The 16,823-nt window shown below is 44.9% G+C and carries 13 protein-coding genes; 1 reads left to right on the plus strand and 12 read right to left on the minus strand.

Annotated elements, in window-relative coordinates; translation table 11 throughout:
• Positions 1 to 17 precede the first annotated feature (17 nt).
• Positions 18 to 467, plus strand: coding sequence for an N-acetylmuramoyl-L-alanine amidase (locus H8796_RS22305; protein WP_117933953.1), 450 nt, complete (start codon positions 18 to 20; stop codon positions 465 to 467).
• A gap of 267 nt (positions 468 to 734) precedes the next feature.
• Here H8796_RS22305 and H8796_RS22310 read toward each other — a convergent pair whose 3' ends face one another.
• From H8796_RS22310 to H8796_RS22365, 12 genes are all read right to left on the minus strand, one after another.
• Positions 735 to 3,287, minus strand: a complete 2,553-nt coding sequence (locus tag H8796_RS22310) for a zinc-dependent metalloprotease (RefSeq protein WP_117933955.1) — start codon at positions 3,285 to 3,287, stop codon at positions 735 to 737.
• A 77-nt stretch (positions 3,288 to 3,364) separates the two neighbouring features.
• A complete protein-coding gene (locus tag H8796_RS22315) occupies positions 3,365 to 4,537 on the minus strand; it encodes an iron-containing alcohol dehydrogenase (RefSeq protein ID WP_117933957.1) in 1,173 nt (390 codons plus the stop codon).
• 62 nt (positions 4,538 to 4,599) lie between these two features.
• Positions 4,600 to 5,610, minus strand: coding sequence for a lysylphosphatidylglycerol synthase transmembrane domain-containing protein (locus H8796_RS22320; RefSeq protein ID WP_117933959.1), 1,011 nt, complete (start codon positions 5,608 to 5,610; stop codon positions 4,600 to 4,602).
• 47 nt (positions 5,611 to 5,657) lie between these two features.
• Positions 5,658 to 6,575, minus strand: a complete 918-nt coding sequence (locus tag H8796_RS22325) for a phosphatase PAP2 family protein (RefSeq protein ID WP_117934143.1) — start codon at positions 6,573 to 6,575, stop codon at positions 5,658 to 5,660.
• Between the two features lie 52 nt (positions 6,576 to 6,627).
• The gene (locus H8796_RS22330) at positions 6,628 to 7,278 is read right to left on the minus strand and encodes a CDP-alcohol phosphatidyltransferase family protein (RefSeq protein ID WP_008999920.1); all 651 of its coding nucleotides are present in this window, start codon (positions 7,276 to 7,278) and stop codon (positions 6,628 to 6,630) included.
• 86 nt (positions 7,279 to 7,364) lie between these two features.
• Positions 7,365 to 7,832: a GtrA family protein gene (locus H8796_RS22335; RefSeq protein ID WP_008999919.1), complete on the minus strand. Its 468-nt coding sequence runs from the start codon at positions 7,830 to 7,832 to the stop codon at positions 7,365 to 7,367.
• Positions 7,833 to 7,846: 14 nt separating this feature from the next.
• Positions 7,847 to 8,326: a phosphatidylglycerophosphatase A gene (locus tag H8796_RS22340; protein ID WP_008999918.1), complete on the minus strand. Its 480-nt coding sequence runs from the start codon at positions 8,324 to 8,326 to the stop codon at positions 7,847 to 7,849.
• A gap of 162 nt (positions 8,327 to 8,488) precedes the next feature.
• Complete coding sequence (locus H8796_RS22345; RefSeq protein ID WP_008999917.1) at positions 8,489 to 9,778, minus strand: inositol-3-phosphate synthase; 1,290 nt, start codon at positions 9,776 to 9,778, stop codon at positions 8,489 to 8,491.
• A gap of 108 nt (positions 9,779 to 9,886) precedes the next feature.
• On the minus strand, positions 9,887 to 12,439 hold the full coding sequence (locus tag H8796_RS22350; protein WP_117933961.1) for a DUF5686 and carboxypeptidase-like regulatory domain-containing protein: 2,553 nt from the start codon (positions 12,437 to 12,439) through the stop codon (positions 9,887 to 9,889).
• Between the two features lie 97 nt (positions 12,440 to 12,536).
• Positions 12,537 to 13,829, minus strand: coding sequence for a PAS domain-containing sensor histidine kinase (locus H8796_RS22355; RefSeq protein WP_117933962.1), 1,293 nt, complete (start codon positions 13,827 to 13,829; stop codon positions 12,537 to 12,539).
• A 26-nt stretch (positions 13,830 to 13,855) separates the two neighbouring features.
• Positions 13,856 to 15,205, minus strand: a complete 1,350-nt coding sequence (locus H8796_RS22360) for a sigma-54 dependent transcriptional regulator (protein WP_117933964.1) — start codon at positions 15,203 to 15,205, stop codon at positions 13,856 to 13,858.
• A gap of 93 nt (positions 15,206 to 15,298) precedes the next feature.
• On the minus strand, positions 15,299 to 16,777 hold the full coding sequence (locus H8796_RS22365; protein ID WP_117933966.1) for a TolC family protein: 1,479 nt from the start codon (positions 16,775 to 16,777) through the stop codon (positions 15,299 to 15,301).
• Between the last annotated feature and the right edge of the window lie 46 nt (positions 16,778 to 16,823).

A 16,823-nucleotide genomic window follows, 5' to 3' on the forward strand; every position in this document is an offset into this window, starting at 1 on the left:
AATGAACGGTCTTATCCATGAGAACTATCAATCTAATAGTAATCCATTGCTCCGCCACGCGCGAGGACAAGAGTTTTACGGAATTTGATTTGGACGTCTGCCACCGCAGGCGTGGATTCAACGGGACGGGGTATCATTTTTATATCCGCAAGAACGGTGATATAAAGTCTACCCGTCCGATAGAAAAGGTCGGTGCGCATTGTCGCGATTTCAACAAGGAAAGTATAGGTATTTGCTACGAAGGAGGACTTGACTGCATGGGACAACCGAAAGACACACGCACCTGTTGGCAAAAACACTCTCTGCGCGTATTGATTCTCGCTTTATTGAAAGAGTATCCCGATTGCCGGATATGTGGACACCGGGATCTTAGCCCCGACCTGAACGGAAATGGCGAGATTGAACCGGAAGAATGGATCAAAGCCTGTCCTTGCTTTAATGCTGAAAAGGATTGGGATAAAGTCTAAAAAAGATTAGCTTTATTATAATTTAGGCACGGATAACACGGATTTCACGGTTGCTTTGTGTAAGCATAGCACTAACCGTGTAATCTGTGTAATCCGTGCCTAATCTTTATTTAATCTTTAACTTATGATTTTGCAAGACTACTCGTTATCAAAGGTCGTTTCAAACCGACGCAATATGTTATCTAATTTTCTAACGAGGTAAAAGGGAAGATTAATCAATTTTACATCAATCGCACACCGTAAATCGTCTAATCGTAAACCCAATGATTATTTAACCTCGAATGCAGCGTCAATCAATGCTTTCAAGTTCAGATAATGACTTTTGTATATTCCGCTGGAAGCATTTGCAGCATTGGTCAATTCCCTTCTAAGATCGGTCAGCTGTCCGCGTGCAATGGCAGGTGCTTCGGAGGGAGAATCAGACATATAGGCAAAGAGAATGGAATTTGTTCCAGAGTTTTTGGGTTTATCGAGCATCACAACCAATGCATTGACATAAGTTTTTTGCAAACCACGTTGAGCAAGATCGGGTCTCTTACCTCCCCTAAGGTCACTCCAGATACTTTTCTTCAAGTCGAGAAACATATCATTGGCAGTATAGGCCTTATTTCCATTCATCAACTCATTAGCAGTCATCTTGTCGAGCGTACGGCTACTAACCAGCTGTTTCAGAATGTTACTTTGTATACGGAAAATCTGATTAAAAGTGTTGATCTTAGTTTTTTCTGTCAGCTTGTTATCCATCAACCAGGCAGGTGTAGTGAACAATTCCTTGTTCAGAAATGCCATCGCTTTCTTCTGGATATCTTTCGGTACGTACTTTATCGCTTTCACATCAGTCTGTTCCACCGAAATGGGAGTGCTATAGATACCGCCAACATTGGTCGCCACATGCCCCATGTACAAATAGAACTGCCCTACGACGTTACTATACAAAGCACTTGCTTTTTCATACCCCTCATTCGGTTCATATGTCCAGTTCATGATTTCGGGCATCACACGTTTCAGGTTCTTGATACCATACGTACTTGCCAGCATCGCATCATCGCCCAAGTCTTCATTCTGGTTACGGGGATCGTCTCTATCGCTTTCTGTGCCAAATGTATAGCGTTTATCCTCTTTCAGTTTTTTGATAATCCATTTATTCATGTGTGGAATTTCTGCCTCTGCCGTTTCAAATTCGGGCAACCAGCGGTATCCCCATTCAATGGCCCATTTATCATACATGCCGATACGAGGGAAGATGCCGGTACGCGAAATGCTATCTTCCGGTTGGGCCACGTAGTTAAAGCGTGCATAGTCCATGATAGATGGAGTATGTCCGTTGGCTTCCACCCAAGCTTTGTCTCTCAATTTTTCTACGGGAACGGTAGCGGAAGAACCGAAGTTGTGACGCAATCCTAGCGTGTGCCCCACTTCATGCGAAGACACAAAACGAATCAATTCACCCATCAGCTCATCGTCAAACTGTGGTTTGCGGGCTCCCGGGTCAATAGCACCAGCCTGCACGATGTACCAGTTGTAGAGCAGACTCATTACATTGTGATACCAATTGATATGTGTTTCAAGAATCTCACCGCTACGAGGGTCGTGCACATGAGGTCCGCTTGCGTTCGGGATATCCGATGGTTTGTATACGATGGCTGAATGGCGCGCGTCTTCCAGACTCCAGGTAGGATCGTCTGTCGGAGCTTCTTTACCGATAATAGCATTTTTGAATCCGGCTTTTTCGAAAGCTGCCTGCCAGTCGTTGACTCCTTGAATGAGGTAAGGAACCCACTTTTTAGGAGTGGCCGGATCGATATAAATCACGATCGGATTCTTCGGTTCCACTAATTCTCCACGCAGGTATTTCTCCTTGTCTTCGTCTTTCGGTTCAAGACGCCAACGGGTGATGTTGGCTTTGTATTTCACACCATGGGGATTTTCGTCGAAGTCTTTATAGCCGACAGCGAAATAACCTACTCTACTATCAAACAATCTTGGCTTCATGGGCTCTTTAGGCAACAATAACAGTGAACTGTTCAGTTCGTAAGTCATCGGGCCGGTAGAACTATAATAAGCAGCCATCATTTTCTCAATAGCGCTTCCCATAGGTGATTTCCGCTGGAAAGTACGCACGGTGCGAACTTCGATATTTTGCGGGAAAGCTTTCAAAGTATCGATATAGCTGGCTTCGGCTATCATTGAAGTGGCTCCGATATTATCTTTCATCTTACTGGAGAATGAGAACATTTCATTATCCTTACGGATAAAGTCGGTCATTTCGATAACATAGTTCTTTGTTCCGTTTTCCCTACGGATGGTTTTCAACGGGAAAGTAGCCACAATAGGCTGCACGTTAGAATTCAGCACTGCCTGATAGAGACCAAGCGTATCTGCCGAATGTTCCAGGTAGGAGATCTGACGCACAAACAACTTATTATCGGGTCCAATTTCAAAGCGGATGACCTCATCACTGATATGGTCACCCGGATAGCCAGCTTTACGTTTCTGTTTGTCCACCGGTGCTTTTACGATTCTGTTGACTATCAGGATATCACGCCCTAACAAAGAATCGGCTATCTCGAAATAGTATTTTCCCTCTACATTGTGCACCTTGAAGAAACCGTTCATCGTCTTGGCTTTACCGGTGATAACCTTGCCATAGGGTTGCAGAGGATCTTTTTTTGCTTTTGCTATAGAGTCGGCTTTCGCTTTATCCACAGCTTCTGTCGTGCCTTTCTTTTTCTTCTTCTTTTTAAAAAGATCTGTCGACTGTGCTCCGGCAGTTGGAATCAATACTACCAGGAGCAACAAAAGTGTAGTTAGTTTTCTCATGCGATGTCTTTTAAGATATTAGTTGAAATGCAAAGTTAACAATTCGCATGAGCTAACCAAATGATACCATGCTATTTTTATAAAGCCAGATGATAAATTTCTTTACTATCTTTCTTTGTCAGCTTGACATAGTTACCTACCAATTCGCCTTTATTCCGGTGCAGACTGTCTACAAGGCGGTCGATGTCGGGATTCTCAATGCCAAGTTCTTTGAAGGTCACAGGCAGGCCGATGGAAGTAAAGAAGGATTTCAGGCGGGAGATTCCTTCAAGAGCTACCGCCTTTTTATCGGCTGATTCTGCCACTCCCCACACTCGGATGGCGTATTGGGCTATCTTATCCACATTGTGTTCTGTCATCCATGTCATCCAGGCAGGAAAAATCACAGAGAGCCCGGCGCCATGAGTCACGTTATAGATGGCACTGATTTCATGTTCGAGGAAGTGGGAAGCCCAGTCCTCTTCACAACCTACACCACAGGTTCCGTTGTGGGCAATGGTTCCGCTCCACATCAGATTGGCACGGGCTCCGTAGTTTTCAGGTTCTTTCATGACGGTGGTTGCTTCTTTAATGATGGCAAGCAATGTGCCTTCGCACAGGCGGTCGCCTATCTCTACGTCTTTCGTGTTGGTGAAATAGCGTTCCATAATGTGTGCCATCATATCGGCAATGCCGCAAGCGGTTTGGAAAGGAGGAAGCGTGTAGGTCAGTTCGGGATTCATTACGGCAAAAACAGGACGCAGTACACCGGGAGCACGGAGACTTAATTTCTGTAAGCCATCGACTTTCGTGATGACGGTATTGCCGGAACCTTCGCTTCCGGCAGCAGGGATTGTCAGCACAACGGCTACTTTCAATGCTTTCGTCACAATGGCTTTTCCGATGTAGAAATCCCAGAAATCTCCGTTGTAAGGAACTCCGGCTGCAATGGCTTTCGCCGTATCAATCACGGAGCCGCCACCAACAGCGAGCATCATGTCTACGTTTTCTTTCCGGCAGAGGTCGATTCCTTCATATACTTTCGTGTCTATCGGGTTAGGCTGTACACCACCCAGCATACAATAAGGAATACCTGCTTCCTGCAATGAGTTCTCAACACGAGCCAATAATCCGCTGCGTATCACAGAACCACCACCATAGACAATCATTACTTTGCGTGCGCCGTATTTCTGCACTAATGCTCCGGTCTGCGCTTCCGTGTCCCTACCGAATACAAATTCGGTAGGGCTGTAAAAGATAAAATTATTCATTGTCGCTTTCTTTATAGGTCTTTTTATATAGATCCTTTTATAAGTCAGACAAAGTTATAAATTTAAGCAGAATATTTTTCTTTTGATTGTTTAAAGTTTCCTACTTTCATCAGTGCAAGTCCGATAACAATCCAGACCATTTCACGCACCCGGGTAATCAAAGCGGCATAGACACCGTAGGCTCCGGAAAGGGAAAGTCCACCTACGGCAAGAGCAAAGCCGCCTTCACGACCTCCCAGTTGCATGGGCAGGAAAAACAGCAGGTTGGCAAGAAGAGAAGAGAAAGCTGCAATCAGGCAGCAGTCGGCAAAGCTGACGTTAGTAGTCAGCACATTCAGTATCAGCCAGATTTCAAGACAGCTGACTACGCGGGCGGTATATTCCAGGAAGAGGGCGCTATAAAATGTTTGTTTCTTTTGCTGATGGAGAAGTGCGATTTGTTTGTCTATATTCTCCAGTTTCTCTTTATGTGCACTTGCAAAATGAAGTACTTTCTTTTTCAGGAAAGGAATATGACTACCCATGCGGACAAAAGCTACTGCCATCCCATGCCGGTAGCCTTTGATGAAAAGGATAACGATCAGTAGACAAAAGACGGTTATAGCTCCCAGGATTATTCCCATCGCCCACCCTACCGGGTACAGGCAGACATAAAGCAATACTGAACTCAACCAAAAGCAAAAGTGGGAAAAGATATGCATCATCACGTAAAGAATCACGGAAGAGGTGGCACGTTCGATTCCTATATAGGGTTTCAGTTCCATGATGCGGTATGGCTCACCACCCATCAGTCCGACGGGAGTCACGTAATTGAGTGCAAATCCAGTCACGGTGAATTTGTAGAGCCGGGCAAATGAAAAGCCGGTTTTTCCGCTGCTACGGATTATTATATACCACGAGACTGTATTAATCAGGTAGACGAACAGCCACAGCAACAAGACCAAAGGTAAATATATCCCTGCACGTTTCAGATTCATCCAAAGCTCCTGATAATCCATATCGAAAGTGAATATCATAATCAGGACGGCGATGATACCAAAGGCGAGGAATATATTACGATATTTGTTCTTCACAGTTTCTTGTATGACTTAGTACGATTTATTCCAGCACGGGGATAGATCTACTTTATATATGCATAATATCTTTCGAAGAATCTTTTGAATGCCGGGATTTTCATCAATACATATTCGAATACCAGCCAGCCGATCAATGCGCAAGAGATACCGAGTAATACATCAATGATATAATGATGGCATGAATAAATGGCTGTTCCCCAAATACCTACCATAATAATAGAGAAAAGGGTAATCACATACCATCTGCATTTACCAATAATGGCGTACACTAATGCAACTACCATATAGGCTGCGTGCAGTGAAGGTACTGCCGCAAAGACGTTTGCATTGCGTCCATAGATCGAATCGAAGATGGTCACTCCGAAGAAAGCATCAAAGCGTCCCAATCCTGCTACATTGCCGGGTGTGTTCAGTATCGGTTCGAAACCGTAGTTGATAGCATACCAGGGTGGAGCTGCCGGATGGATATAATAACCGGCAAAGCCGATCAGGTTGACGAATAAAAATACCAGTGCAAAGCGAAGGTAGGTTTTTCTTTCCTTCTTGAAATACAGGCAAAGCCCGAACAGGATAGGAACAGGAACCCAGCAAAGGTAGAAGATTCCGGCAAAGACGTCTGCTATCGGCCAGTTGTGTGCAGCGAAGTATTCGCAAGGGGTAACCAGAAGGCCATTATCCATCACTCCGAAGAGGGACTTTTCGAGATTATACAGTCCGGCCACGTCAATCGGGTTCACTTCGTAGTTGGGGCAAATACGCATCCAGTCATACGAGATTCCAAAAATGGCGAAAGGCAACAGAGCTACTGCTAACTTACGAGTAGGCAGTCCGGCAAAAAATAAAACTAAATAGAGTGCCGCCATTAACAGGTGCTCGGAACGAAGCCCGATGAAGATACCTGTCAGCAAAAGGAAAAGAGCCATAATGACTGTCACAGTCAGGGCTTCTCTCTTCGACGGCATTTGAATATTCTTTATCATATTAGTTGATAGGTGATAGTTGATAAATGATAGATTATTCTTTCATCGCTTTGTAGCAATGTCTCACACGTGCAAAAGCCGTGATATTGGCAAACACTGCAACAAAGGCAAGAGGAACAATCATAATCAGAATCGGTTCGAAAGCGGTGATATCTTTGAAAACGCCACAGAATAAAGCTCCGAGACTGGTCAGCACTACGCGCTCCGGACGTTGCATGAATCCCACTTTACATTCGATTCCCAGTCCTTCGGCACGGGCACGCACGTAGCTTACCATCAGTGAGCCTATTAGTGCTATGAAGGCAATAAGTGCATAAAAGAAATAGTCTTTCATTGACAAATAGTAACAGATACCGAAGAAGGTCATCAATTCACTGTAACGGTCGAGTACTGAATCGTAAAGCGCACCGAACTTGGAACTCATGTTACCCAGGCGAGCTACACGTCCGTCCATCATATCAAACAATCCGGCAAACAAAATCACACCGCCTGCCCAGCCGATAATGGCCAGATCGTTTTGACCGCCATAAATGCCGGCATATACAAACATTCCTGCCGCTACTACATTCAGGATAAATCCGGTAGTGGTGATAAAGTTAGGAGTGATCCCTATTTTAATCATTCCGCGTATCAGGGGATTGATAATCTTATAAATCAACTGTTGTAAATAATCTCTGTAATTCATCTGTTTAAATCTGTTTATAGCTATTTTTATCTAAATCTTCTGTTTTCTCAATCAGTTCTTTCAATCGATTTTTTCAATCTGTTTTTTCAGTTTCTTTTTCCGAATAAACTTCTTATATCTATATTCCGGTAAACAAAGACACGCTGCATATTATAGTTCCAAAACAATGCCACGATGATTGCTACTACCACTTTAGGAATAATGAAGAAATCTCCGAAATACAGGCTAAGCGTATCACGTACCCAGGGAATCTTTGCTAATGATTCTGTCAGTGCATACGTGCCCCACGTGTTTAGCCAAACGCTACAAATCCATACAAGGATAAACTTTGCAGCGACATTCGTTTTCTTTCCTTTCGATTTAAAGGTCCATTTATAGTTGATAACACAATTGACGATTCCTCCATAGATAGCCCCCGCCAGGGTGGCATATACATAGTAGACTTCAAATAGCCTGACCAGAAGAATCGTAACGAGAAAGTCTGCAATAGTTGCCATTTGAGCAGAAAGCTGCGCCCTCAAGAACATGAAGATGCCACCTTTCTGGGAAATCATCCGTGCAACTCTTTTCAGCCAATCACCCATCTTGCTCCCACTAACAAAATAAAACTATACACTCCCGCCAAAACGTCGTCCATCATCACACCTACTCCACCTTTCAGGCTTTCCATACGGCGTATGCCCAACGGCTTGGCTATATCAAAGATACGGAACAGGGCAAAAGCCGCAATCACGTACCAGAACCAACGATCGTCATTGGGAACAGCCAATAACGGTATCCATACTCCTACCATCTCGTCCACTACCACACGCGAAGGATCTTCTCCCCAATAAGTTTCCAGCTTATTGGCAGCCCAAATGCCGGCGAATGTAAATACAATCACCAAAGCGGCGGTCAGCCATAATACAACAGGGAAAGGAAGGAGGAAATAAAATGCAATCCAAATGATAGAAGCCAGTAACGCCCCAGCCGTGCCGGGAGCAAAAGGAGAAAAACCGGAGCCAAAGCCCGTGCCTATAAAAACAGGTAGAAAGGGAGGACGCTTCATTTATTACTAATTACTAATTACAAACTACGAGTCGGTTATGCCATGAGTTCCCGAATGTGACCGGGAATTTGTACAATAAAAAAGTAAAAGTTGAGGTTGAGCATCCACCAGTCTTTATAGGATGGTAAATCTCAATCTCAACTTATTATTTGGGGTTACTGATTAAGCTAAGTAATCAGGTTCTTTTTCACCAATCATGTTACGCAATGTCTGTTTTACCATTCTCCATTGTGTAAACAAGTCGTGTTCGGGCTGATGTTCGAAATCGTGCATCGGGCTCTTGCAGAAGAATGACAACCAAGTCTGGATGCCGCACATGCCTGCACGCATAGCCAAGTCACTGAACAGCACAAGGTCAAGAGCGATAGGAGCTGCAAGGATAGAGTCGCGGCAAAGGAAGTTCACCTTGATTTCCATCGGGTAGCCCATCCATCCGAAGATGTCGATGTTGTCCCATGCTTCTTTGTTGTCTTTGCGAGGAGGATAGTAGTTGATACGTACTTTATGATAAACGTCTCCGTAGAGATCCGGATATTTTTCGGGTTCGAAGATAGTATCGATTACAGACAACTTGCTGACTTCTTTTGTCTTGAAGTTATCCGGATCATCGAGTACTTCACCGTCACGGTTACCGAGGATATTGGTAGAGAACCAACCGTTCACACCCAGCATACGGGTCTTGAACATCGGAGCCAATACGGTTTTCATCAGTGTCTGACCACTCTTGAAGTCTTTACCAGAGATAGGTACATTCTTTTGTTTAGAGAATTCCCACATAGCAGGAGTATCTACACACAAGTTAGGAGCACCCATTACGAACGGAGCGTCTTCTGCAATCGCAGCATACGCATAACACATACTCGGAGAAATCACTTCAGTGTTGTTTTCCTTCATTGCTTTCTCTAAAGCAGCGAGTGACATGTGTTCGTCAGACAACGGAATGTAAATTTCAGTACTTGCAGCCCAGAGTACAACTACACGTTCGCAGTTGTTAGCAGCTTTGAAGTCGCGGATATCCTGGCGAAGTTGTTCTACCATTTCCCAACGGGTAGCGGCCTTCTTAATGTGCGTACCATTCAGACGTTTTGCCCAGTTGTGATCGAAAGCAGCCGGCATCGGTTTGATAGCTTCCAATTCTTCTTTCACTCCGTTGAGGTCTTTTTCTTTCAAAACCTCGGCGTACATAGCAGCTTCGTATGCGTTGTCCGGGAAAATATCCCATCCTCCGAAAACAATGTCTTCCAAATTCGTCAAAGGCACAACGTCCTTGATGAGTTTTTCTTCGTTGTTCTCCATGCGCATTGTGGCTAACTGGGTAATAGATCCTATCGGTTTTGCCAGTCCCTTGCGAGAGGCTAGTGTACCTACAATCATCGTGGTAGCTACCGCACCACCCACTCCAACTACCAGTACGCCAAGACGCCCGGTAGCGGGTTTAATTTCTTGTTTCATTTCTATTCTATTAAAATTAAACTAAAATTGATGCAAAAATAAGATTAATTAATTACTAATACGGTCTTTATTTGTCATATAAACATTGCAATTAGCAGGATTTAACTTTTAAAAGGTCATGTGGAGACTTATTCTCAAGCCTGATTTGTCAATCCCGGGAGAATCACGATAAGTGAGCCTCCAGACATAGTCTAAACGTAACACCTTGAAAATGTTTTCGATACCGACACCCGCCTCCACGTAAGGTGTTTTTCCCATTGTTTGCGTGTTTTCTATCGGAAAAGCGAACAAACCGTCACTCAAAGCAGGGTTGTTTTTGTCGCTCAAATGTCCATATAGCCCCCGACAGGAAACTATTTCCCTCCATTTGAGTTTTTTCAACAACGGAACGCGGTTGAACAGCCATCCGTTGAGGAAATACGTAACATCCCACGAGAAATATTCATCGTTCATGAACTCCATCGCATTCATCAACGAGTAGGATTCGGGTTGGATGGTATAAGAAAGGTTGGCATTAGGCATGATTAGCAACGGAAAAGGAACTTTGTCCCACACTTTTCCGGCTTTTAGAATAATATCCGTATAGCCGAATGCGGAAAACCAGAAGCGTTTCTGGATACCGGCCTCGGTATGATTGTAGGTGTAATCGCTACCCAACACGCCTTTTCCAGCAAGGGTATGAGACAGGGTAAACACCGGTGCATCCAATGACACAGGGAAACGGTTCCATTGGGTCTGGAAGAATTTCTCGTTCGGAGCATAACGCAGTTTTAACTCTGCCGCACTAATAGAGAAATCTTTGACCGGAGTGTACGCATCTCCTTCCTTTTTTAAGAAAGGGATCAGGTAGGAGGACTCATCTTTTCGTGTACGTGCCGTTAACTGGAAAGAAAAGCCGGAGTAGAACTCATTGGTATAGGTCATCTCCGCTTGCCGGAAATAGCCGATACGGTCGTCTTTCTCACGTTTCAAGGCTAGGAACACGTTGTCTTTGCTTGTGTACAGGTAGTTTTGCCCGTACTGGTTCACATCTGATTCGTAACGCAATTTCAGAGAATGGATGGGAAATTCATTGGCGTATTCTTTTTTCTTCTTGAACGAATATTCCAGTTCCGCCAATCCTTTCACTCTTTCATCTTTAAAACCGTAAGCCACATATCCTTTGCCAAACAGGTGCGGATTGAGCCAGGCGGTTGTCATACCTCCGGCACGGATGCGGGGACCTTCCAATGTATTGCCGCTGATGGTTGCATTCATCGGGCCGATATAGAAAAGGGGGGCTTCTTTGGAGGTAGGGATATATCCCGTGAAGAGAATGGAAAGTACTTTTTCCGTCCAGTAATATACCGGATAGCTGCGTAATTGCGTCATCAGGCGGTCTACCGAGTTCTCCTGTTGGGAGATGGCGGCTTGCGGACGGTTCTCCGCCCAGAATGTTTCGGGGCGAGACAGGGCTTCGGTTTCTTCGATGATGCGTTCGGGTTTAGTGAAAGCCTTGTCGGCTTCAGCAGTCGGGGTAAAGGTATAGTTGCTGTAATCTGCCACACGACGGGCAAAAATACCGTCCTGCCCTTCGGTCAGTTTAAACTCAACAGTGATGCTTTCATGGTCGAGCAAGCGTGTACCATCTTCGGCACGCTTGAATTCCTGCTCAAGCAACATATAATCCACAAAGTTCAGGTTTATCTTTTTGGGGAAGTTGAATACGGCACGTTTGACAAAATAAGTAGAGTCGAGCACCACATACAGATGTCCGTTGAAACCGAAAGACTCGGAATTGAATGGTGTAAAAGCAAGGTCTACACAAGGTTCTCCGGCAATCTGCAAGGTATCCATCAGGTAATATTTATAGAAGCCTGTGCCGATACGGGACAATGGACTGACAAATTTATTCGTGAACAGGGAGATATTATTTTCGTAGATATCCACGTCTTTAAAGACTTCATTGATGGCAGCCTGCATTCCTTGTTTGGAGAGAAATTCATCGACACCGGCCTGTTTACGCCCTTTCACCCATTGTTTCTCGGAACGGGGAGATTTCCGGTAATAGTCTGTGGCAAGCAGTTCGCGGGCTGATACTGTCAGAATCGGTTTACCGGTGACGGCAGAAGTGTCTACGTATTCGGTAAGGAAATCAAATTTGCGATATAGCCATTTCTTCTGTTTCTCTTCATCGAAATTGTTCAATGCGAAAGTGGTCTTTTCATAACGTTCGCGTTGCCAGAAGTCTTTTTCGTAGGGGGAATGGTTGTCACGGCTTTCAATCATGCGGCGCACAAATTCTACGGCCGGATTATCTTTCTTCCGGTAGTGCTCGCGTTTGGGTTTTACCACTACTTCGCCGAGGGCATATTCGGTAGGCGAAAGCGCTACTTTATACGATGCGTTACGGGCAGGACGGATGGAACGGATATAGTCATTATAACCGATTACAGAGATGACAAGCACTGCTTCGGAACGGTTGGTTTTGAAGTAGAAACGTCCGTCGCTTCCGGTAGTAGTTCCTTCTGTCGTGTCTTTTAAGCGTACAGATGCATAAGGCAAAGGCTCTTTGGTCAGAGAATCAGTCACCACCCCTTGTACCACATACTGCGCACTTAGCGGAATACTGATAGCCAATAAAAGAAAGAGCGTCAATGTGCCTTTTTTCATTAATCTCATACCTTAAATCCTATTGAATTGAGCGGGGCAAAGGTATGAGTGATTTTAAGACAAAAAAAGGTCTATTTGATGGAAGAAATGTTCTTATTTGACACAATTAGGGGAAAATAATGCGGAATCGGGTCAGGCCGTCGGCATAGGTTCGCAAAGAGAATGTGCATCCATGGCGCATCAGGACTTCACGAATAAAGATAAGTCCGATTCCCTGGCCGTTCGGTTTGGTGGAGAAGAAAGGGCTGAACAGTTTAGCTTCTGTTTCCTTGCTGATTCCCTGGCCGTTATCTATCACTTCAACAGTGGCGGGAGAGATAGTACGGACTATTATTTCTCCATCGGCTTCAATGCTCTCCGCTGCATTTTTGATAATGTTTACGAGTACTTGTTCAAACAGAGCAGCATCCAGCATAACGTCTTTCAGACTTTCATCTATTTCCATGCGAAGGGCGATATGACGGTCATTACACATTCCTTCCATAAAGCGTTTGCAGGTGAAAACCAAATCATTTAGATTGACAGAAGAAAGTGTCGGTTCGGGGATTTTCACAACGTCGGCAAAACGGGTGATGAAACGACTCATCGAGAAACAACGGTCGGTACACACACGCATTACATCGCAAATGTCATCCATTCCTTCTTCGCTGGAAAGGGCTTGTTCTACCGTATCCAGTGTAGAAGTGATGCCGGCAGTCGTATTGTTCACTTCATGAGCAATCATGCGGATTACTTTCTCATAGGCTTTCTTTTCCGCTTTCATCACTTCGTCGGTAAGGGTTTCCACCAAATAGAAAGGGTGCTGGAATCCACGATCGATGAAAGAAGAATGAGTGCACCGGTAGATATTCGAGTCATTCAGACGGACGGTAACCGTCTCTCCTTTCGGAAGACTGGACAGTTCCACCGCCAACGGAGAATCAATCTCTTTCATCTTCTTGCCTTGTACATCTTCCAGACGAACGCCCAGCATCTTCAAAGCCATCGGGTTCAGTTCCGCAAGGTCTTCATCAAGGGAGGTGATGATAACTCCCATTGGAGAAGCCTTAATCAGCAGATCAAGAAAGTTATTCTGCTCACGCAAGCGAAGACGTTCATTCTTGAGCTGTTCCATCATGCGGTTGAAGATATTCACCACACGATCGGCTTCATATTGTCCTACAGGACTAAGACGGCTACTGAAATCCTGCTCACGCAGCAGTTCCATACCGCTTCCGATAGTATTCAACGGTTTCACTATCTTACGATAGAAGAATGTCAGATAAAGCAGGATAAAAAGCACCAGCCCCTCTCCTATGTAGAAAAAGAGCGCGTTCATCTGACTGGAGAGATAGAGCAATATACTACCCAATGCCAGCAACAGAATGACAAGTATGTAAAAAAGTCCTTTTATACGCACGTTTATCTGTAATTAACGGTTTGTTTTTATACTGTAATATTATATTTTTCGAGGCGTCGGTAAAGGGCGGCACGACTGATGCCTAATGCCGTAGCTACCTGGCTAAGGTTTCCTTTGCAGCGTTCCAAAGCCTGAAGAATGGTCTGACGTTCTATTTCGTCTAAAGTCATACCTGCGAGTGCTGCACCTTCGGCTACTCTTGCATCATCGTGGCGGATGTACTGGGCGTCAAAATCAGAAGCATCGAGAAGCGGTTTACCACTTACCAAAATGGTGCGTTCCACCAGATTCTTCAATTCACGGATATTCCCCGGATAAGGTAAACGGCTCAAGAATTGCAGGGCATCGGCAGCAAACTCCGTACGGGGCAATCCATTGGTTACAGCCTGGCGGTCGGCAAAATGACGTGCCAGCAAAGGAATATCTTCACGACGTTCGCGCAAAGCCGGCAGTTTCACCGTTATCAGATTGATACGATAGAACAGGTCTTCACGGAAAGTACGTTCGCCCACCATCTTACGCAAATCGGCATTGGTGGCTGATACCACCCGGATATCTGTCTTGCGGGGACGGCTGTCACCGAGCACTTCAAATGTTTGATCCTGCAATACGCGTAATAACTTCACCTGACACGAAGGATCGAGATCACCGATCTCATCCAGAAAAATCGTTCCTTTGTTTGCCATCTCGAAACGTCCGATACGATCTGCGGAAGCATCGGTAAAAGCTCCTTTCTTATGCCCGAACATTTCACTTTCAAACAAGCTTTGGGAAATCCCTCCGAGGTTCACTTTCACAAAAGGATATTTGGCACGCTGACTGTTGATATGAATGGCTTCGGCTATCAGCTCCTTACCTGTTCCGCTTTCTCCTGTTATCAGTACGGAAGCATTGGTCTTTGCTATGCGGGCAATCGTGTTCAACACATCCATCAATCCCTGGCTACGCCCGATAATGTGGCTGCGGTCGAAAGACTCGCTCTGTTCCTGGGTTGTCTCCTGTGAGGTGCCGGAAAGTTCGAGTGCTGTTTCGATGCGTTGCAACAAGGCGGCATTATTCCATGGCTTCGTAATGAAGTCAAAGGCTCCTGCCTGCATTCCTTGCACGGCTAGTTGGATACTTCCCCAAGCGGTCATTAAGATCACCGGCACTTCGGGACGGAATATTTTTACTTGTTTAAGCAGAGTTAAACCTTCCTCACCCATTGTGGAAAGAGTGAAGTTCATATCCATCAAAATCAAATCCGGTGCTACGGAACGTACCACTTCCATTGCTTCCCGCGGACCGGGAACGGTCTGTGCTTCGTAGCCTGCTCGCTTCAACATGAAGCTAAGCGAAGAACGCACTGCGCTGTCGTCGTCAATTATCAGAATCATAGTTTATGTTTCTTTTTAATCAAAGGTATTGTTTTACTGCTATGACTGTACAAAGCTACAAAAAAATAGCAACCGACATCACTCTTCTCTTTTTTATTGCCGGATAATTTCATCAAAATCAGCTTCAAGTTCGGAGTTTGAACGAAAATCCCATAGCGTCAGACTGCGAATCTGATAATAGTAATACCAATAATAATAGAGTTCAGAAATATGTTTCTGTCTTGCCTCATCTTTAGAGTTCTGCGCATCATTCAGATCTAAGGTATTAATTTTGCCTATCAGGAAAGTTTCAATACTGGTCTTATAACGCTGCTGTGCAATTGCATCGGCTTCCTTCGCTATGTCCAACTGCTGCGCCTGATTATTGAAATGCTCCACCAACAAAAAGATATCCTGGTTGAAGTTGATCTGTTCCTGGCGGATCTTTGAAAGCACCACATCCCGGTTGCTCTTGGCTACCCGGACTTTTCCACGACGTTTTCCCCAATCGAGAATCGGAATCTTAACACCTACCTGAACAATCTGATTATCCTGCAAGTTACGGTAAACGGCAGGGAAGTTCCGGTTCTCGCCAGTATATCCGACGCTTGCAAACAAATCGACGCTACGCAGATTTCCGCGGGCGGTGGCTACTTCATAATCAGCTTCCAACTGGCGACGACGGATATTCTGTGCAAACGAGTTACGTTCCAATGCCTTATTTAAAACCAGATTGTACTCCATCTTCGGACGATCCACCGCTTCGGGGAGAACAGGGCTTAAGATTTCATCCTCTCCCACTCCTAGAAAAGCACGAAGCTGGAACATCTTGGCATTGAGATCACTCTCCGCCTCCGTCAACGCAGCTTTCGCATTCAAGGCGGAAAGTTTGAGCTGTAAGAGTTCATTCTCGGAAATCTGTCCCATTTTACGTTTGGCAAGAGCCACTTCATAAAGGTGATCGGCATTTGTCAGGTTCTGCTTGGCTGTGCCGAGATTTTCTCTTGCCAGCAAGAGATTGAAGTAGTAAGTGATAGCACGCATTGTCACTTCTTCGGTAGCGGTGATAAAAGCAGCTTTTGCTTCGGCATAACGCACCGGTTCGATGCGCCTGTTCCATTTTATATTATTCACTCCAAAGATGGGTTGTGTGAGTTGCAAGGTAACGGGGACGGACATAAAGTGACGATCACCTCCGGCTCCCAATTGTTTGATATAGTCGAGAGAAGAGGTCAACGAAAGTTTACCACCGGTGAGCCAGATATTCTGATCGATGGAAAGATCGCCGGTCAGTCCTAAGGTGTTGTTACGAACGAAGCCGTAAGAGCCGTCCGAATTTTGATAAGAACTATATGATTTATTATAATTGGGCAGAGTTCCGGTCAGGTTGACTTCCGGCAACAGGTCGGCACGAAAAGTGCGATATTCCCAATAGGCCGTTTTCAACTCGTTTAAAGCAACGGCAGCATCCACAGATTGAGCACGTGCCATCGCAATGGCTTCATTCAAGGTTATCTCCCTTTCTTTCTGTGCCGACAATGCCAATGGCAGACAAACGGCAGCAAGAACAAACAATATACTTTTCTTTTTCATTATGCACAGTATTTTCCTTCAACAAAGGATCAAACGATGTGCCAAA

This window comes from Bacteroides sp. M10, assembly GCF_014334015.1.
Classification (GTDB): domain Bacteria; phylum Bacteroidota; class Bacteroidia; order Bacteroidales; family Bacteroidaceae; genus Bacteroides; species Bacteroides intestinigallinarum.